Source organism: Paenibacillus barcinonensis, assembly GCF_003217495.1.
In the GTDB taxonomy this organism is placed as follows: Bacteria; Bacillota; Bacilli; order Paenibacillales; family Paenibacillaceae; genus Paenibacillus; species Paenibacillus barcinonensis.
This window is the reverse complement of the sequence record NZ_QJSW01000006.1, coordinates 94,955-114,638: the sequence shown is the minus strand read 5'-3', so window position 1 is coordinate 114,638 and position 19,684 is coordinate 94,955. Positions and strand designations below refer to the sequence as shown.

The window sequence follows — 19,684 nt, the reverse complement described above, 5'->3', positions numbered from 1 at the left end:
TACGTGAGAAGTCAGTTAGAGGCGGGGACCGCCGCCGAAGCGCGTATTCGCATCTCGGAAGGTAAAATGATCGTCTGGGCGTCTGAAGGCAATTTCCCTTCAATACGATCAATCAGCAACTGCATCCCCTGATAACCGAATTCATATGCAGGCTGTGCAATGACTGTTAAGAAGGGATTAAAGGCAGACGCCAGATCAAGATCATCAAAGCACACGACGGAAATATCCTCAGGCACTCGAAGTCCACGCTTGCGCAGAAGACGGATGACCCCAATTGCGAGCAGGTTGTTGGCCGCAAATACAGCTGTAGGCGGCTGCGGGCGCGACAGCAGACGCTCCAAACCCTCATCATCACTGAAATCCCGGTAGCTGGTACGAAGCACGAGTGAAGGATCAGGAGCAATTCCGGCTTCACGAAGCCCCTCCATGTAACCTTGCTCACGTAATCTTGCTGTGGACACTTCTGACGAACCATTGACCAGTGCAATATGCTGATGCCCCAGCTTAATCAAATAACGCATGAGCTCCAGAGCGCCCTGATGGCTGTCTCCGGTAATCACATCGGAATGGATGTCAGGTACTGTGCGATCCAGAAACACAAACGGAATGCTTCGAGCCTGCAACTGCTGCAAATGAGTATAGGAGCGGTCACCTGCCGGTGCAAAGAGCACACCATCTACCCGTGTCGACAGAATGGCCTCGACATACTCTTGTTCTTTGCAATAATCCTCGTCGCTGTTGCCAAACAACACACGATATCCGCGCAGATGTGCAGCGTCTTCCGCTCCACGCGCGACGGTAGTATAGAAAGGGTTGGTAATATCGGTAATCAGTAACGAGAGCATCTGTGTTCGTTGCAACACGAGACTCCGTGCATTGGAGTTGGGGATATATCCGAGCTCATCAATTACATTCTGCACACGCTCCCGTGTAGCCGCACTAATACGCCCGGTGCGATTAATGACTTTGGAGACGGTCATCGCGGAGACGTTTGCTTTTTTGGCGATATCATAAATCGTAATCACATGGAATCGGACCTTTCCGCAGTGTAGTCTTTTCATTCTATAGGATAAAGACGATTGACAGCAAGATAGGTGCATGCTATGTTAGGGTTACCGATAACCCTTATCTAGAATTTTACAATCATAACGAATCTATTATTTTAACAAAACAACAAATACAGTTCAGGATGTCTAGTACACTCGCTCAGGTAAGGCAACAAATAAGTTGTTATGAGCCAGACAGAATAACCGTTCTCATTATTTTTTCATGTATGTTGCATTGTCCACCGAAGGCACAGTGAGTAACATGTAATGATCGAAATATGAGGGCGGTTTATTTTTTTGATGAAATGTAAACGCATTCAAAACCAAAAGCAGGCAGGTTATCGGCAATCGCATATGTCACCTGAAACGGATGAATTATTTTCGATCCCAGCCTATCGTTCAGTCAGAATATTCTCAATGCTGCATGCATTTATTGAAATGCAATAAAAGGAGGACGTTCTCGTATGACTCATCAGGATTATCGTTATAATCAGGCTTTTCCCAAGATTGGTATTCGTCCCACGATAGACGGCAGACGCAAAGGTGTGCGTGAGTCCCTGGAAGAACAAACGATGCGCATGGCTACGTCAGTAGCCGAACTGATCTCAGCCGAGCTTTTTTATCCCGACGGTTCACCGGTACAATGCGTCGTTGCCGACTCCTGTATCGGCGGGGTTGCGGAAGCAGCACAAGCCGCGGCCTTGTTCAGTCGCTCCAATGTAGGTGTAACGATTACGGTAACCCCATGCTGGTGTTATGGTACCGAAACGATGGACATGTCACCGTCTATTCCTACGGCGATCTGGGGTTTTAATGGAACGGAACGCCCAGGTGCAGTATATCTGGCAGCAGTGCTATCTGCACATGCTCAGAAAGGCATTCCGGCATTCGGCATCTATGGAGAGGATGTGCAGGATGGCGGTGACTCCACGATTCCAGACGATGTACGCGAGAAGCTGCTTCGTTTCAGCCGTGCCGGTCTTGCCGCAGCCATGATGAAAGGACAGGCGTATCTATCTATTGGTTCTGTGTCGATGGGGATTGCGGGTTCCATCGTGAATGATTCTTTTTTCCAGGAATATCTGGGCATGCGGAATGAATACGTGGATATGAGCGAGCTGACGCGGAGGATCGAAGAGGAAATCTATGATCCTGAGGAATACAAGCTTGCACTCGCCTGGGTGAAGGAGAATTGCAGTGAAGGTCCCGATAACAATCCTGAGCAGCTTCAAAGTGATCGGGAGCGCAAAGATGTCGAGTGGGAAACCGTTGTTAAAATGACTCAAATTGTACGTGATCTAATGGCGGGTAACCCGAAACTGGCTGAACTCGGGTTTGAAGAGGAGGCCATGGGACACCATGCGATTGTATCCGGGTTTCAGGGACAACGGCAATGGACGGATCATGCGCCCAATGGAGATTTTCTGGAATCCCTGCTGAACTCCTCCTTTGACTGGAACGGTAAACGTGCGCCATATCTGGTAGCTACGGAGAATGACAGTCTGAACGGTGTCTCTATGCTGTTTGGTTCATTACTGACACATACCGCGCAGATATTTGCCGATGTACGTACCTATTGGAGCCCCGAATCAGTGAAACGTGTGACGGGACATCAGCTGGAGGGGCCAGCCGCGGCAGGCATTTTGCATCTGATTAATTCAGGCTCTGCTGCTCTTGACGGTACGGGAGAACAATCGCGGGATGGCAAGCCAGTGCTCAAGCCTTTTTGGGAAATTACAGACGAGGAAGTGCAGCATTGTCTGAAAGCGACTTCATGGAGACCTGCTTCTGTTGAGTATTTCCGGGGTGGTGGGTACTCAGCAGACTTCCTGACCAAAGGCGGTATGCCTGTAACCATGACCCGTCTGAATCTGGTTAAAGGACTGGGCCCCGTGCTGCAGCTGGCTCAAGGCTACACGGTGGATTTGCCTGAGCATGTGCATGACACATTGGATCAGCGGACTGATCCAACATGGCCGTCCACCTGGTTTGCTCCAATACTCACCGGCTCAGGAGCCTTTACTTCGGTATACGAAGTGATGAATCAATGGGGGGCGAATCATGGTTCGATCTCGTATGGACATATTGGTGCGGATCTGATTACGCTTGCATCCATACTGCGTATTCCAGTTAATATGCACAATGTGCCTGAAGCAGACATCTTCCGCCCGCGGGCTTGGGGCATGTTTGGTACAAGTGAGCCGGAAAGCGCAGATTATCGTGCTTGTCATGTGTTTGGCCCGTTATATCGTTAACATGCTGAGCGAAGGGAGCATTCTATGGGGAATCAGGCTAAAGCCGCTTATGTGCTTGCTGCTGATTTCGGCGCCGGCAGCGGACGTGTGGTTCGGGGAGCGCTGGAGGGACGCAAGCTGACACTAAAGGAAGTTCATCGCTTTCCTAATGATCCTGTACAGCTTCGAGCCGAATTGTATTGGGATTTCCTGCGTTTATTCCATGAGTTGAAGCAGGGAATGCAGAAAGGTACCGAAGGCATGTCATCACCCATACAATCCATTGCAGTGGATACGTGGGGCGTGGATTACGGGCTGGTCGATGGTGCGGGAAGATTACTTGGTAATCCGCGTCATTACCGAGATACACGCCATGCAAGATCCATGAATGATGTGCTTGCTATGGTGAGCGAGCAGGAGTTGTATTCGATGTCAGGAGTGTTGCCTCAGCAGATCAATAGCCTATTTCAGCTCTTTGGTGAACTTCGGGAACGGGCAGCGGATGTGCGTCCAGACACACGTCTATTATTCATGCCGGACTTGTTTCACTACTATCTGTCAGGTGAGCAGGCTTGCGAGTATACGATTGCAAGCACAAGCGGTTTGCTCCATACCGGGGAAGCAAGATGGAATGAAGTATTGATGAGCCGTCTTGATTTGCCTGAATCGTTATTCCCACGGCTTGTTCAGCCAGGGACTGTTCTGGGTGAATTAACGGGAGATCTGGTTCAAGAGCTGCGTACGGGTCCGATGAACGTTGTTTCTGCGGGATCACATGATACGGCTTCGGCGCTCGCGGCAATCCCGGCAACTCAGTCCGACTTTGCTTTTATTAGTTGTGGCACATGGTCCCTTATGGGCGTTGAACGCGAGTCGCCTGTGCTGAGCGATCTGAGCCATAAGCTTGGATTTACGAATGAAGGGACTGTGAGCGGTAAGGTGAGAACCTTGAAAAATCGTTCAGGTCTGTGGCTGCTTCAGGAATGCAAACGCCAGTGGCAACGGGAAAATCGTTGTTATTCTTATCAAGAGCTTATACAGCTTGCTTCAACAGCAACTGCGCATCAATCGTTTGTGTCGCCAGGAGACGATGTATTCATGAGTCCTGGAGATATGCCAGCACGAATCCGTCAGCAATGTCAAAGCGCTGGTCAGTCAGTACCGGGAACTGTGGGGGAGATCGTTCGCTGTATATTGGAAAGTCTGGCACTGGAGTTCAGGCAAACGCTGGATGAGCTAGAACAGATTACAGGTACTAAACCTGCCGTTATTCATATGGTTGGCGGTGGTGTGCATAATCGCATGCTTTGCCAGTTTACAGCGAATGCGGCTGGAGTCCCGGTGATCGCCGGACCCGTCGAGGCATCTGCAGCAGGTAATTGCCTGATGCAGTATGTTGCACTTGGTGAACTAGGCAGTTTGTCCGATGCACGTGAGATTATAGGGGGCTCTTTTGAACCTGACATCTACACGCCTGAACAGCAGGATTGCTGGCAGGAGGCTTATGGCACGTATCAGCAAATATATGTGCTGAAACAGCAGCAACCTTAAAGCGATGAAACTGTAGGGCAAAGGAAGTAAAAGAAACAGAAAAAGGAGTGGTGGAGAAGCATGTCTGAACAACAGGTCAGAGAAGAATTGACTAAGTACGCGCGTAAAGCTGTGGCTCAAGGGTTGGTTGTTGGTCCGGGCGGGAATATCAGTGCACGCTCAGCGGGCACAATGCTCTTGTCACCGAGCGGCTTCGCGCTGGAAGAGCTGGAGCCGGAAGAATGGATTGCCATTGATATGGAGACGGGAGAGACACGAGCAGGGTCCACGCGCCCTTCTTCTGAAGTGCTGATGCATCTGTTCAGTTATCGTGCGAACCCGGATATTCAAGCGATCGTGCATACACATCCGGCATACACCATTGCACTCAGTCTTGTGTATGACAGTCTTCCGCATCTGTTCCCTGACCAGTCAGCACTGGTAGGAGATATCGGATTTGTACCCTACGTACTGCCCACAACCAAACTTCTGGCGGATGCCGTGGCTGCCAAGGTAACGGAGCATACAGCACTTATTCTTGTCAATCACGGACTGGTGACGACAGGAAAAAATCTGCGAGAAGCATACTATCGCACACAAGTCGTTGAGGAAAGTGCCAAGGTTTATATGATCGCAAAGGCGGCAGGAGAACCCAAGATTCTAACTGCCGAACAATATAAGGAGATTCAGTCACTTGAAAGCGAGGCCTATCGAGTACAGTTATTGCAGCAGCTCAAGTCCTGATCTGTCCGTTCATAAAGAGATATATCGGTATGCATGCACGCCATTTTTTAGGGAAACAGATTCGTCAAAATGTGACATGGTGAAGGCGGTTTTCAAGCTTTTTCTCGACAACTATTGCATAACCAGAAAAACCGAGTATAATACTGGGTAAATAGAACGAAAAGGGGATGCAATAAACGATGAAAACATATGCTGAACTGAACTCACTTCTTGTTGACGATTATCTGGATCTCCTGAATATTGCAAAGCAGCTGGGTGACGAGGAATGGAAAGACTCCATCCTGCAAGCCTTGAAGGAAGAAGTCGATTCCAACCATCACGTGGATTCTACTGAGGTACGGCAGGATCTCTGGAATCAATTCGAGGATATTAACGAGCAGATGCACGATTTGTTGATGCAGCTGAAACATACAGATTCTCCTGAGGATAAGGAACAGATTATCGAACTGATCTGGGGGCTGAAGATTGATCGGCATGCAATCACCCGCAAGCTCGAAACGATGAGCCGTGCCAGTGCTGAAGCGTCAAAACGATAAAGTTTGTCTTTGCTAAAACAACCCGCACCCGCCTTGAGTTGTACTCGAAGGAAGTGGCGCGGGTTTTATTTGCTTTTCTAACGATTAGAACTGCTTGGCAAAATGCTGTGCTTCCTCGATTCCTTTTTGCTTAATCTCCTCCGCACGATCCTTATACTGGTTATGTCCTTCCACAAAAATGCCATCCAGCTTTGGCACGCCCAGAAATGACATGATAATGCTTAAATAACGATGTCCGGATTCCATCTCAGCTGCGGGGCCTTCCGAGTAAATACCACCTCGTGCTTGAATGTGCAGTGCCTTTTTATCTGTGAGAAGACCGACGGGACCCTGCTCTGTATAACGAAACGTTTTACCTGCTACACAGATGGAGTCAATATAGGCCTTGAGCACAGGAGGGAACGAGAAGTTCCACAGCGGCGTAACAAAAACGTATTTGTCTGCACTTGCAAACTGGTCGGATAGCTCGTTGAGACGATGGACTTTGGCCTGCTCCTCAGAGGTCAGGTCGCCACCGGTCTGCAGCTTGCCCCACCCACTGAACACATCCGCATCAATATGTGGAATGTTGGAACGGTACAGATCGAGATGAATAATTTCGTCAGATGAATGGCTTTCCTTGTAGGCTTCAATGAAAGCTTTTCCGGCCGCCATACTGAAAGAGGTTTGGTGATCATGCGGATGGGCAGTAATGTACAAGAGAGTAGACATCCATTTTTTCCTCGCTTTCCAATGTAGGTTCAATGACTGGAGTAGTATGCTATAGGAAGCTCTATTTTATTCCCCTGCATAGGGAGCGCTCGCAGTATGAGATGCATTTTGGCAAAATATAGTGATGGGATACTTAATATATGTATAATATATAGGACAAGTATTTTGATGGAGCAAGCCATCCAAGAACAAGTTCAGTCAGACCTGAATACGAGAGGTTTAACGATTTAATATTTTTCCAACATATTAAGATGAGTGAGATGAATGCAAATGGGAATGGACCTGGAGAAACAGCGTTTAAGCATTGAAGCGGCCAAATTGTATTACCAGTCCGATTATAGTCAGCAGGATATTGCCTCGAGACTCGGCGTATCACGTCCAACCGTATCCAGACTGCTTCAATATGCCAAAGACCGCGGATATGTACGCATCGAGATTATGGACCCGCTGGAGGATATTGATATTATTGCGGGAGAGCTCAAGGCCAAATATCATCTGGAGACAGCACTTGTTTGTTTCGCGCCACTCAAGAGCGATGAGGAGATTCAGAAGCATATCAGCAAGAGAGCAGCGGACTATTTGCAGGACACTGTGCAGGATGCAGACATTATCGGTGTGACTTGGGGAACAACGATGCATGCCGTGGCAAGGCAGCTCCGTCCCAAGCAGGTCAAGGGTGTTGAAGTGGTACAGCTCAAGGGGGGCGTAAGCCACTCCCATGTGAATACATATGCGGCGGAGATTGTGCATTTGTTTGCCGAAGCCTTTCACACCGTTCCAAGGTATTTGCCGCTTCCCGTTATATTCGATAACCTTGAAGTGAAAAAAATGGTTGAGGCCGATCGGCACATTGGACGAATTGTCGAGCTGGGAAGGCAGGCGAACATTGCCATCTTTACGGTGGGAACGGTGAAGGAGGATGCACTTCTGTTCAAGCTTGGATATTTTAATGAGCAAGAGCAGCAGCTCCTGATGAAATCGGGTGCAGGTGACATCTGTTCACGCTTTTTCGATGCGGAGGGACATTTAATCAGCGAGGAGATTAACAGCAGAACGGTTGGAATTGATCTCGCTGAATTACGGAACAAGGAGAAATCCATTCTTGTCGCTGGTGGTATGCGCAAAATAGAAGCCATCCATGCGGCCCTGAAGGGTCAGTATGCCAACATTCTTGTCACAGATCAGTACACAGCGCAGGCGTTGCTTCGTTTATAGAAGCAGCAGCTATTCAGTGTCGTTTTGGTTGCATAACGGAATATCAGATTATCGGTGACAACATCTGCCATGCACACGGGCGGATGTTTTATTATGTAAAGCGGAAAATAAAACGAAGGAGACAGTTCATGCCTTTCGTAACAAAATGTTCACCGTAGTATCCATAAATTTCATTTGAACAAAAGTTCAAATTGATTTTTACATATGTTCATGATAGTGTAAGGATATAAGTTTACAGTTCACTTCAGATAAGGGAGAGATTGAATTGACTACACCTCAATTGGCCAAAATGATCGACCACACGTTGCTTCGTGCAGACGCAACCCGTAACGAAATTGCCAAGCTGACAGAAGAAGCGAAACAATATCAGTTTGCCTCTGTATGTGTGAATCCGGGCTGGGTAGCTTACGCTGCAGAGCAGCTTCAAGGCACTGGCGTTGATATTTGCACTGTTATCGGTTTCCCGCTGGGAGCATCCACGTCCGAATCAAAGGCATTTGAAACGAAAGATGCTATTGCTAAAGGTGCAACGGAAGTGGATATGGTCATCAACATTAGTGCATTAAAAGATGGAAACGATGATTATATGGAGCAGGATATTCGTGCTGTTGTGGATGCTGCAGCCGGTACACTGGTGAAAGTCATCATTGAGACATGTCTGTTGACTGATGAGGAGAAAGTACGCGCTTGTCAAGCGGCTGTCAGAGCCGGAGCTGATTTTGTGAAAACATCGACAGGCTTCTCCACAGGTGGAGCAACACCGGAAGATATCGCTCTGATGCGTCGCACGGTTGGACCAGACGTCGGTGTCAAAGCTTCAGGCGGCGTACGCAGTCTGGAAGATATGCAGAAAATGATTGAAGCAGGCGCTACACGTATCGGGGCAAGCTCTGGCGTGAAGATCATGCAGGGCGGCGAGTCCACTTCTTCTTACTAAACCATTGAAATTGTTTCCTGGACCTTGTTGAATATCCAAACAGGGTTCAGGAAGTTTATACACTCGAAACACGTAATACACGTAACACTGATCTCAAAAGAGATAGACAATTGCTTTATTGATGATTGTTGTAAGCGCTTCAATTCTTTTTCTGTAAAACATGAAACTGTGGTATCCGATTATCTTATTCGAGATTCAGTACCCTTTGAGCGGTTTCAACATCACGTATCTACGATCTTCAAAGGAGAGATGACATGAAATATCTGATTGCCATCATTGGCCTACTCGTTGTGTTTGGACTGGCTTACATCGCAAGCAACGGCAAAAAACAGATTCGATACCGCCCTCTGGCGGTTATGGTTGTGTTACAGATTATACTAGCCTACGCGCTGCTGAATACCGAAGTGGGAACATGGCTTATTGGCGGATTTTCAACTATCTTCAAAAACTTGCTTGATTACGCCAATGTCGGAATTTCGTTTGTATTCGGCGGATTAACTTTAGTGCAGGATGCAAACGGAGGGTTTCCTTTCTTTTTGAACGTGCTCATGCCGATTGTGGTCATCTCTGCCTTGATTGGTATATTGCAGTATATCCGAATCTTGCCTTTTGTTATAAAATATATTGGTCTGGTATTAAGCAAAATCAACGGAATGGGCAAACTGGAATCATATAACGCGGTTGCTTCGGCCATTTTGGGGCAATCTGAAGTGTTCATATCCGTGAAAAAACAAATCGGGTTACTGCCGAAACATCGGCTCTACACCCTCTGTGCTTCAGCCATGTCCACGGTATCCATGTCCATTGTCGGTGCCTATATGATGATGATTGATCCGAAATATGTAGTGACAGCACTGGTGCTTAACCTTTTCGGCGGTTTTATCATTGCTTCCATCGTGAATCCGTATCGGGTTACGGAGGAAGAAGATATATTGGAAGTGCGGGAAGAAGAGAAACAATCGTTTTTTGAAATGCTGGGTGAATACATTCTGGATGGCTTCAAGGTGGCGATTGTCGTAGCGGCGATGTTGATCGGTTTTGTCGCTCTGATTGCCCTGATTAACGGAATATTCAGCGCAGTAATTGGCATTTCGTTTCAGGAACTGCTTGGGTATGTGTTTGCACCTTTTGCCTTTATTATGGGTGTCCCATGGAAAGAAGCGATTCAGGCAGGAAGCATTATGGCTACCAAAATGGTGTCCAACGAATTCGTAGCCATGCTTGATCTGGGCAAGCAGACAGCATTGTCTGCCAGAACAACAGGGATCGTATCCGTCTTCCTTGTGTCTTTCGCCAATTTCTCCTCCATTGGTATCATTGCCGGGGCGGTGAAGGGACTCCATGAGAAACAGGGTAATGTGGTGGCCCGCTTCGGACTGAAGCTGCTTTATGGTGCATCGCTGGTCAGCGTGCTGTCCGCGATCATCACTGGACTGTTTTTGTAAGCCGGATTATTGGAAGGAGTGCTTAGATTATGTCAACATTCAAAAGAGTACATCTGATTGTCATGGATTCCGTTGGAATCGGTGAAGCGCCGGATGCGGCCGAGTTTGATGACTTTGACGTCGATACGTTTGGTCACATTGCACGTGAACGCGGAGGTCTGAACATGCCTAATATGGCAAGTCTCGGACTATCCAATATCAAGGAAATTCAAGGCATTTCGGTTGCGGATAAGCCTAAAGCGTATTACACCAAAATGCAAGAGGCCTCTCGTGGCAAGGATACAATGACGGGTCACTGGGAGATCATGGGTTTGTATATTGATACACCTTTTCGCGTGTTTGAGAACGGCTTCCCGGATGAGCTGATTCAGCGCATTGAAGAGAAGACAGGCCGCAAGGTCATCGGTAACAAACCAGCCAGTGGCACGGAAATTCTGGATGAGCTGGGTGCGGAGCATGTCGAAACAGGTGCTCTGATCGTGTATACGTCAGCAGACTCGGTACTGCAGATTGCAGCGCACGAGGACGTGGTGCCTCTGAAAGAGCTGTATGAAATCTGTGAGTTTTGCCGTGAAATTACACTTGAAGATCCGTATATGTTAGGCCGCATTATTGCACGTCCTTTCGTTGGAGAAGCAGGGAACTGGAAGCGTACAGCGAACCGTCACGACTATGCACTCAAGCCGTTTGGGCGTACTGTCATGAATGAGCTGAAGGATGGCGGGTTCGATGTGATTGCTTTAGGTAAAATCTCCGATATTTATGATGGCGAAGGTGTGACCAAAGCGGTTCGCACCGTTTCCAATATGGATGGTATGGACAAGTTGTCTGAAACGATGGACGAGGAGTTCACGGGACTCAGCTTCCTGAATCTCGTTGATTTTGATGCGCTTTACGGACATCGTCGTGATCCGCAAGGGTATGCGCAGGCACTTGAAGATTATGATGCACGTTTGCCAGAGATTTTTGCGAAAATGACCAACGATGATCTGCTGCTCATAACGGCCGACCATGGTAACGATCCAACCTATCGCGGCACAGATCACACGCGTGAATACGTACCGTTGCTTGCATACTCTCCACGTTTCAGCGAAGGTAAACAGCTGGAGCTTCGCAGCACCTTTGCAGATCTTGGTGCAACGGTGGCAGAGAACTTTGGGGTGAAGCTGCCTGAATACGGCAAGAGCTTCCTGAATGATCTGAAATAAGCAGTAGAGACTGAAGTGAATCGTGATGGGCTGACATGTCAGGATGGTTCATACTGATTTGATTCATGTTTACAACGGGTGCTGGAGTACGGGAATGACGTTAGCGTGACGTCTCTCCCGAGCCAGTCCGTTTATCGTTAATAACTACAGATAACTATATATATTGGAGGAACTGACATGAGTACACATATTGGAGCAAAACCGGGAGATATCGCAGAAACAATCCTTTTGCCAGGAGACCCTTTGCGTGCGAAATACATTGCAGATACGTATCTTGAGGATGTCGTTTGTTATAACGAGGTTCGTGGAATGCTCGGCTTCACGGGTACATACCAAGGTCATCGGATTTCGGTGCAAGGATCGGGCATGGGGATTCCATCCTTTGCAATCTATGCCAATGAATTGATCAGCGAATATGGTGTGAAAAACCTTATTCGTGTAGGCACTTGCGGTGGTATGCAGGAGCATGTACGTGTACGTGATGTCGTGCTTGCACAAGCAGCCTGCACAGATTCCAGCATGAACAAACATGTTTTCGGCGGATATGATTTCTCTCCAATCGCTACCTTCTCGCTGTTGAAGGAAGCGTATGATCGTGCAACAGCTAAAGGGATGAAAATCCATGTCGGCAACGTGTTCAGCTCCGATTCCTTCTATCGGGATGATCGTTCCGTGACAGAAAAATTGATGAAGCACGGTGTGCTTGGTGTGGAGATGGAAACAACAGCGTTGTACACCATTGCTGCCAAATTCGGCGTAAATGCTTTGACGATCCTTACGGTAAGTGATCACCTGTTGACGGGTGAAGAAACTTCGGCTGAAGAGCGCCAAAAAACATTTAACGACATGATGGTTGTGGCGTTGGAGACTGCAATTACACTGTAATGCTGTAACGATTCGAACTCGGAACGGCTGATGCAAAACGTGTTCTGTATAATCAATTTCACAAGGAGAGATCATCATGAGAATGGTAGACATTATTGCCAAGAAGCGTGACGGCAAAGAACTGACAACAGAAGAGATCGACTTTGTTGTTCAAGGATATACGCAAGGAGAGATTCCGGATTATCAAGTCAGCGCATGGGCGATGGCTGTATTTTTCAAAGACATGACAGACAAAGAACGTGCAGATCTGACCATGTCGATGGTAAACTCGGGCGAAACGATTGACCTGTCTGCCATTGAAGGCATCAAGGTTGACAAACACTCCACCGGAGGTGTAGGTGATACAACTACACTGGTGCTTGCACCACTCGTAGCTGCACTGGATGTGCCTGTGGCGAAGATGTCAGGCCGCGGTTTGGGTCACACAGGCGGTACAACCGACAAGCTGGAATCCGTGGCTGGCTTCCATGTGGAGCTGGAAAAGGAAGAGTTCATACGTCTCGTCAACGAGCATAAAGTAGCGGTAATCGGCCAAAGCGGCAACCTTACACCAGCGGACAAAAAGCTGTACGCGCTGCGTGACGTAACGGCAACCGTTAACTCGATTCCACTGATCGCAAGCTCCATTATGAGCAAAAAAATTGCGGCAGGTGCAGATGCCATTGTGCTCGATGTAAAAACAGGTGCTGGTGCGTTCATGAAAACAACAGAAGACGCGAAAGAGCTGGCTCATGCGATGGTAAGCATTGGTAACAATGTTGGCCGTAAAACGATGGCGGTTATCTCTGACATGTCTCAGCCGCTCGGTCTTGCGATTGGTAATGCACTGGAAGTAAAAGAAGCAATCCTTACCCTGCAAGGCAAAGGTCCTAAGGATCTGGAAGAGCTGTGTCTGGCACTTGGACGTCAGATGGTGTTTCTTGCGGGCAAAGCCGATTCATTGGAGCAGGCTGAAGAAAAGCTGAAAGAAGTCATTCACAACGGAAAAGCACTGGAGAAGTTCAAACACTTCCTGGCAAACCAGGGTGGCGACGCTTCGGTCGTGGATCATCCAGAGCGCTTGCCACAAGCCCAATATATGATTGAGGTTCCAGCTGATCGTGATGGTTATGTCTCCGGCATCGTTGCAGATGAGATTGGAACAGCGGCTATGCTGCTTGGTGCGGGTCGTGCAACCAAGGAATCCGAGATTGATCTGGCTGTTGGTTTGATGCTGAACAAAAAAGTAGGCGATCCGGTGAAAGCTGGCGAGTCGCTGGTGACCATTCATGCCAATCGTGAAGATGTAGAGGCTGTTATCGCCAAAATCAAAGAGAATATTTCCATTGCAGACCATGCCGAAGCACCGGTATTGGTACACGATATCGTAACAGAGTAAACCGAATACGCAGGATATTGGCATTCGGGACTCTTCGGCTCATTGTAGTCCGATTTACAGGTGAACATAAAGGAAGAAGACGGAGCAGTGATTAATCTGCCCGTCTTTTTTTTATTGCAACGTGCAGACAGGACCTGCTGTGGCTAAATAATCCCGTGAAGCTGGATTTCTAATGATCACCATAAATGCTATTCGGGCGATATCATACGTTTGTTGTATATACCAGCTTATCTACATTCATTGATCGTCTCTTATTTCTGCTCATTTGTTCTCATTTATGATCTTATCATAGGACGTAACGGAATCCGCACTGGTGTAGATGTAAGGACTGGCTGGCTGATCAATCGGTGTGATGCTCGTCGCTCGAATCTCCATCGTATCTTTGCCATCTATCTGAGCAGAGCCAATCGTACCACGGACTTGAACCCAGCTGTCCTTGTTCAGCTTGCCTGCTTCCGCTGCATGAATCATTACACCAAATGGAGCTGCATCTGCCGGGCAGCACATGACGAGGAAACGTCCTAGTGCAAAATGAGAATCCTGTTCCATGTTATCATCCCGATATACGAAACCGCTAAGCATAATTTCCTTGCCTGCGAATTGACGCTGGAACATATCAATCGTGCCAAGCGTTTCTGAAAATATTTGCGGGTATACCTGAATGACAGGCTGTGTATATAACCTTTTTGCCAGTTCAGCGAACTCACGGCTGTACTCATCAGGTGCTACAAACTGTACACTCGCAGGTGTAGCTGCAGAACCAACAGAAGCTTTCGGATCAGGCACCTTCACGTCCTGTACGTTCAAGCGAGGAGAAGCATCCGGTAGCGGCTCTTTACGCCGAATTTCAGGTGGTGCATATGTCAGGGACATCCCCTTCTGACTGGCCATTGAACTGCCCAGAGCCTGATCTGGCAGCAGAAATCCAAGCAATAACGGGAGTGCAATCAAGCCGTATACCAGCGAACTGCGCATAACAGTGGAAGGTGGGGGGTGCTCACAGCCGCAGTGCATTTCATTTTTGCCAAAAAGAGCATGCCAGGCCATAATGACAGCAATAAAAATCAACGGAATAACACAACAGAGCAGCAGCTTTTGCAGGGATGGTGCCAAATAATAATGCAGGGCGTTACTTGAATGCAGGTGCATGATGTACAAAGCCAGACTGCCAATCCAGCCTGCGCGTATGAGAGCATGCCAACGAATAACATTTGTGGATGAGAAAAATCCCCTGTGCATCACTTGATTCCCGTGTCTCACCATCCTTCACCCTTTCTGTGCAAGTGTCTTTTGAAAATGCTGAAATGTTAATCTGAAGCAACATAGTTAATGGCATTAATCATTAATAGGATGAATGGTTATAACTTCACTACCTATTTCATAATTTCATATTTGCTCATTCCTTACGGCTAAACCATAATCTCAAGCTCTCGCTTCACCCCAGTAAGTTGACCAGCCACGACCCGGTAAAAACAAGAAGAACAATTGCCACACTTAATCCAATGACAAAGCGGGTGCGGAAGGTCGAGAGCAGCATCAGTGTGCTTTTGAAATCCAGCATGGGTCCGAGCACAAGGAAGGAAATCAGTGGTCCCAAAGCAAACGTGTGAGAGAAGGCCGAAGCCACGAAAGCGTCTGAGGTTGAGCACAGGGACAGCACATAAGCAAACCCCATCATAAATACATATGACGCAACAGGGCCGTTTCCCAGAGCAATCAGATCACTACGACTCACAAACGTCTGAATACACGCTGTAATTAGCGCACCAAGGACCAGATATTTGCTCATATCGACAAACTCGTCGCCTGCATGAAGAAAAAAGCTGCGCCAGTCCTTGGGGTGTGTATGATGCTCATGGGGGCCTCCATGCGAGTGAGCGTGAGAGTGTGAATGAGAAGCCGCCATTTTGAAACCAGGGTGTGTTTTTACTTCAGTTGTTATACCTTTGACTGGACGGAGCGGGCTGCGTTTAACAAATACATAGACAAGCCCGCCTACGGTAGCCGCTACAGCAAAGGCCAGTCCCATGCGAGCGATCGTAATTTCTGGATGATTGGGAAATGCGAGCAGGGTGGCTGTAAACACAATCGGGTTAACTACTGGCCCGCTGAGAATAAACGTAACCGCAATGTAAGCAGGCATCCCTTTACGCATAAGCCGCCGCACAACAGGAATCATTCCGCATTCACAGATTGGAAAAATAATACCGAGCAGCCCGGCGACAACTATGCCACCGACAGGATGTTTAGGTGTTAGTCTGCGCACCATCTCTTCCGATACGAACCACTGCATGAAGGAGGATAGAAACACACCCATCAGCAGAAAGGGGGCTGCCTCCAGAAAGATGCTGACAAACACCGTTTTTATATTTTGCAAAGCCTCACTATTCCAGACTCGACTCAGATCAGGAGCAAGTGTGATGATGACCGGAACCACAAATGCACATGGGACCAGGAAGGTTAGAAGCTTCAAACTGCCTGCCATTCTCATAAAAGAACCTCCGTCACTAGAACTTTGCTAGAATATATGCTTGTACGTGCCGCAACATACATTGTTCTGACCGTTAAATCAATATGATTACGATTAAACCATTGCTCGTTACGTCGCTGTGTTGACAAGCAAAAGCGGAGTGAGGTATAGTTTCTCATATATTAATCGTAATAATTACGATTAAATAAAATTGCATGTATGCTTTTGACACAGAAATTGGATCTTGAAAAGCATGGATGAATTACACGAACCGTTAAAGAGTGGAGGAAGCCAATATGTCAGTATCAGATCAACAGCAAGTTCAGAATCGAGTTCCCGTTACCGTGCTTAGTGGCTATCTTGGAGCAGGCAAAACTACCTTGTTAAACCATGTGCTTCATAATCGGGAGGGCATGCGTGTTGCGGTCATCGTAAACGATCTGAGTGAAGTGAATATCGATGCAGGATTAATTCGTGACGGAGGCGGGTTATCGCGGATTGATGAGAAGCTTGTGGAGATGTCCAATGGCTGCATCTGCTGCACCCTCCGTGAGGACCTGCTGAAAGAGGTTGAGCGGCTTGCACTGGATGGCTCGTTTGACTATATCTTGATTGAATCAACAGGGATTGGCGAACCCGTTCCCGTAGCACAGACATTTACGTATATTGATGAGGAGCTCGGCATTGATTTGACCAAATTCACCCGCCTGGACACCATGGTAACGGTGGTAGATGCCGCGCAGTTCTGGCGTGACTTTTATTCGAAGGAAACCTTAAAGGACCGGGGGCAGGAAGCCGGGGAGGACGATGTGCGCGGCATTGTGCATTTGCTGACCGATCAGGTGGAATTCTGTGACGTTCTCGTGCTGAACAAGTGTGATCTGGTATCCGAGGAAGAGCTATCCAAGCTTGAAAAAGCATTGCATGCAATGCAGCCAGAGGCTAAGCTGGTTCGTACAACACATGGACAGATTGATCCGAGAGAGATTTTGAATACAGGACGCTTTGATTTTGAAAAAGCAAGCCAGTCCGCGGGCTGGATCCGCGAATTAATGAAGGAAGAGCATACGCCTGAGACCGAGGAATACGGTATTCATTCGTTTGTATATCTCCGCAAGCGCCCGTTCCATCCAGAGCGCCTGCTGCGCTGGATTGCCAAATGGCCGGACAGCATCGTACGCTCTAAAGGATTGATGTGGATGGCTACCCGTAATCACATGGCGATATCGTTCAGCCACGCAGGAACCTCCAAGCAGCTTGCACCTGCTGGAATATGGGTAGGCGCAATGAGCGAGGAGGAGCGGCATCTGCACTTTGGCGACACGCTACCTGCTATCCCGGATTGGGACGAGGAGTGGGGCGACCGGGTGACAAAGCTTGTGTTTATCGGCATCGACATGGACCGTGCAGCTATTGAACGAACTTTGGATGAGACGCTGCTTACGGATGAAGAGATGCAGATGAACTGGCGTGAGCTGAAAGACCCTTTTCCACAGTGGAGCTGATTCAATAAACAGGAAACGTCTTTGAAGGTTGACAAAAGAAAAGGCATAAGCTACTATCATTAAATAGTAATGATTACGAAATAATAAGAGGAGGCAACACCATGAGAGTCATTGTAACTTTAGCCTGCACGGAGTGCGGAGATCGCAACTATACAACAACAAAGAACAAGCGTAACCATCCAGAGCGTCTGGAAATGAAAAAGTATTCACCTCGTTTGAAGAAAATGACGATTCACCGGGAAACACGCTAAAAAATTTGAGCCTTATAAATCGTAATATTTACGAAAGTAGAAAGAGGGTACACCATGATTTTATCTTCCATGCGTGATGTTGTATTTGGATACGGCAAAGAGCCGGTCATTGATCAACTGTCGCTGGATATTCATGTGGGTGAATTCGTTGGCATCACAGGTCCGAATGGTTCTGCGAAAACAACGATGCTGAAATTGCTTCTGGGGCTGTTAAAGCCCTGGAGCGGTTCGGTACATATGAACACACAGCAGCTTCGAGGGGGCAAACTGGAAATTGGCTATGTTCCACAGCAAGTAGCCTCGTTTAACAGTGGTTTTCCCAGCACGGTCATCGAACTGGTTCGTTCCGGTTGTTACCACAAGCTGGGACTTTTTCGCAGGTTTACCGCTGACAAAGAAGCGATTGTCGAGCGTAGCTTGCGCGAAGTGGGCATGTGGGAACATCGTCATTCACGGGTTGGCGAGCTTTCGGGTGGACAGAAGCAGCGCATCTGTATTGCACGGGCATTGGCAGCACAGCCTCATGTGCTTGTGCTGGATGAACCGACAACAGGCATGGATCGGCGAAGCAGAGAAGGCTTCTATGATCTGATGCGTCATTATGCGGATGTTCACGGGCTGACGATTATTATGGTTACACATGGTTTGGAGGAGATCGGTAATCGGCTGGACCGGACGATCACTCTGGAGCGTCAAGAAAGTGAGGAATGGCAGTGTTTGAGTACGAATTCATGCAACGTGCTTTCTGGGCTGGAGGACTAATTGGCATTATCGCACCTATTTTGGGTGTATATCTGATGCTCAGACGGCAAGTGCTGATGGCGGATACCCTTTCTCATGTTTCGCTCGCTGGCGTTGCGCTTGGTTCTGTTATGAACCTGAATCCGGTGCTGTGTGGCTTTATAGTTGCCATGATCGGTGCTTTGCTGGTTGAACAGCTTCGTCGAAGTTATCGTACCTACAGCGAGGTCCCGGTAGCCATAATTATGACGTCCGGTCTGGCCTTAGCTGTCGTATTAATGAGCTTGAAGACAAACCTTTCCAAGACGTTCAGTTCATATCTGTTCGGTTCAATCGTAGCCGTAAGCAATATACAGCTATGGATGATGGCAGGTGTCTGCTTGATCGGGTTGGTCTTTTTTATCTGTCTGCGCAGACCACTCTACAATCTAACCTTTGATGAAGAGACCGCCTCAATCGGGGGTGTCCAGGTCAAAGGGTTGTCGTTTGCATTTGCGATACTTACTGGAATGACTGTGGCGTCGGCAATGCCAATTGTCGGTGTATTGCTTGTATCTGCACTGATTGTGTTGCCAGCGGCGTTAGCCTTGAGAATATCTCGCAGTTTTGCAGCAGCAATTGTGATTGCTGTTATAACGGGGCTGGCAGGCATTTTTAGCGGCCTGACCGCTTCATATCAATGGAACACACCACCAGGTGGAACGATTGCACTTATCCTGTTATTTTTCCTGTTGACTGGAATATCGGCTCAAAAGCTGATTTCACTATATAACCGTAAACGTCATCGTGCGGCACAGCAACAGCAAACAGCAAAACTATATATAGAATCCAAAGGGAACACATAATAT

At 47.9% G+C, this 19,684-nt stretch carries 18 protein-coding genes; 14 read left to right on the top strand and 4 right to left on the bottom strand.

Translation table 11 applies throughout. From position 1 onward, the window contains the following. Window positions 1-11 precede the first annotated feature (11 nt). Window positions 12-1,025 carry a LacI family DNA-binding transcriptional regulator gene (locus DFQ00_RS11640; protein WP_110896650.1) on the bottom strand — a complete coding sequence of 338 codons (1,014 nt, stop codon included), beginning with the start codon at window positions 1,023-1,025 and terminating at the stop codon, window positions 12-14. 485 nt (window positions 1,026-1,510) lie between these two features. Here DFQ00_RS11640 and DFQ00_RS11635 point away from each other — a divergent pair, with 485 nt between their 5' ends. From DFQ00_RS11635 to DFQ00_RS11620, 4 genes are all read left to right on the top strand, one after another. Further along, window positions 1,511-3,301, top strand: coding sequence for an L-fucose isomerase (locus DFQ00_RS11635; protein WP_110896649.1), 1,791 nt, complete (start codon window positions 1,511-1,513; stop codon window positions 3,299-3,301). 24 nt (window positions 3,302-3,325) lie between these two features. Then, the gene (locus DFQ00_RS11630) at window positions 3,326-4,831 is read left to right on the top strand and encodes a rhamnulokinase (protein WP_110896648.1); all 1,506 of its coding nucleotides are present in this window, start codon (window positions 3,326-3,328) and stop codon (window positions 4,829-4,831) included. A 60-nt stretch (window positions 4,832-4,891) separates the two neighbouring features. Then, window positions 4,892-5,554 (top strand): class II aldolase/adducin family protein, encoded by a 663-nt coding sequence (locus DFQ00_RS11625; RefSeq protein ID WP_110896647.1) that lies wholly within the window; start codon window positions 4,892-4,894, stop codon window positions 5,552-5,554. A 179-nt stretch (window positions 5,555-5,733) separates the two neighbouring features. Beyond that, window positions 5,734-6,090 (top strand): hypothetical protein, encoded by a 357-nt coding sequence (locus DFQ00_RS11620; protein WP_110896646.1) that lies wholly within the window; start codon window positions 5,734-5,736, stop codon window positions 6,088-6,090. 84 nt (window positions 6,091-6,174) lie between these two features. Here DFQ00_RS11620 and DFQ00_RS11615 read toward each other — a convergent pair whose 3' ends face one another. Then, the gene (locus DFQ00_RS11615; protein WP_110896645.1) at window positions 6,175-6,801 is read right to left on the bottom strand and encodes an FMN-dependent NADH-azoreductase; all 627 of its coding nucleotides are present in this window, start codon (window positions 6,799-6,801) and stop codon (window positions 6,175-6,177) included. Window positions 6,802-7,077: 276 nt separating this feature from the next. On the opposite strand from DFQ00_RS11615, the gene DFQ00_RS11610 reads away from it, so the two are divergent. The 6 genes from DFQ00_RS11610 to DFQ00_RS11585 all read left to right on the top strand — a co-directional run bounded on the left by DFQ00_RS11610 (window position 7,078) and on the right by DFQ00_RS11585 (window position 13,869). Continuing rightward, window positions 7,078-8,016 carry a sugar-binding transcriptional regulator gene (locus tag DFQ00_RS11610; RefSeq protein WP_110896877.1) on the top strand — a complete coding sequence of 313 codons (939 nt, stop codon included), beginning with the start codon at window positions 7,078-7,080 and terminating at the stop codon, window positions 8,014-8,016. 289 nt (window positions 8,017-8,305) lie between these two features. Next, window positions 8,306-8,953: a deoxyribose-phosphate aldolase gene (gene deoC, locus DFQ00_RS11605; protein WP_110896876.1), complete on the top strand. Its 648-nt coding sequence runs from the start codon at window positions 8,306-8,308 to the stop codon at window positions 8,951-8,953. Window positions 8,954-9,207: 254 nt separating this feature from the next. Beyond that, window positions 9,208-10,398 (top strand): NupC/NupG family nucleoside CNT transporter, encoded by a 1,191-nt coding sequence (locus DFQ00_RS11600; RefSeq protein WP_110896644.1) that lies wholly within the window; start codon window positions 9,208-9,210, stop codon window positions 10,396-10,398. Window positions 10,399-10,427: 29 nt separating this feature from the next. Beyond that, complete coding sequence (gene deoB / locus DFQ00_RS11595) at window positions 10,428-11,606, top strand: phosphopentomutase (RefSeq protein ID WP_110896643.1); 1,179 nt, start codon at window positions 10,428-10,430, stop codon at window positions 11,604-11,606. Window positions 11,607-11,783: 177 nt separating this feature from the next. Continuing rightward, the gene (gene deoD, locus DFQ00_RS11590) at window positions 11,784-12,491 is read left to right on the top strand and encodes a purine-nucleoside phosphorylase (RefSeq protein WP_110896642.1); all 708 of its coding nucleotides are present in this window, start codon (window positions 11,784-11,786) and stop codon (window positions 12,489-12,491) included. A 76-nt stretch (window positions 12,492-12,567) separates the two neighbouring features. Next, window positions 12,568-13,869, top strand: coding sequence for a pyrimidine-nucleoside phosphorylase (locus DFQ00_RS11585; RefSeq protein ID WP_110896641.1), 1,302 nt, complete (start codon window positions 12,568-12,570; stop codon window positions 13,867-13,869). 261 nt (window positions 13,870-14,130) lie between these two features. Here DFQ00_RS11585 and DFQ00_RS11580 read toward each other — a convergent pair whose 3' ends face one another. Together DFQ00_RS11580 and DFQ00_RS11575 are read right to left on the bottom strand one after the other, a co-directional pair. After that, window positions 14,131-15,108 (bottom strand): TIGR03943 family putative permease subunit, encoded by a 978-nt coding sequence (locus DFQ00_RS11580; RefSeq protein WP_110896875.1) that lies wholly within the window; start codon window positions 15,106-15,108, stop codon window positions 14,131-14,133. Window positions 15,109-15,304: 196 nt separating this feature from the next. Continuing rightward, window positions 15,305-16,360 (bottom strand): permease, encoded by a 1,056-nt coding sequence (locus DFQ00_RS11575; RefSeq protein ID WP_110896640.1) that lies wholly within the window; start codon window positions 16,358-16,360, stop codon window positions 15,305-15,307. A gap of 275 nt (window positions 16,361-16,635) precedes the next feature. Here DFQ00_RS11575 and DFQ00_RS11570 point away from each other — a divergent pair, with 275 nt between their 5' ends. From DFQ00_RS11570 to DFQ00_RS11555, 4 genes are all read left to right on the top strand, one after another. Then, window positions 16,636-17,844 (top strand): GTP-binding protein, encoded by a 1,209-nt coding sequence (locus DFQ00_RS11570; protein WP_110896639.1) that lies wholly within the window; start codon window positions 16,636-16,638, stop codon window positions 17,842-17,844. Between the two features lie 101 nt (window positions 17,845-17,945). Then, the gene (gene rpmG / locus DFQ00_RS11565) at window positions 17,946-18,095 is read left to right on the top strand and encodes a 50S ribosomal protein L33 (RefSeq protein ID WP_036613813.1); all 150 of its coding nucleotides are present in this window, start codon (window positions 17,946-17,948) and stop codon (window positions 18,093-18,095) included. A 54-nt stretch (window positions 18,096-18,149) separates the two neighbouring features. Then, window positions 18,150-18,857 (top strand): metal ABC transporter ATP-binding protein, encoded by a 708-nt coding sequence (locus DFQ00_RS11560; protein WP_110896638.1) that lies wholly within the window; start codon window positions 18,150-18,152, stop codon window positions 18,855-18,857. Beyond that, window positions 18,803-19,681, top strand: coding sequence for a metal ABC transporter permease (locus DFQ00_RS11555; protein WP_110896637.1), 879 nt, complete (start codon window positions 18,803-18,805; stop codon window positions 19,679-19,681). Before DFQ00_RS11560 ends, DFQ00_RS11555 begins: the two co-directional genes overlap by 55 nt. The last annotated feature ends 3 nt before the right edge of the window (window positions 19,682-19,684 follow it).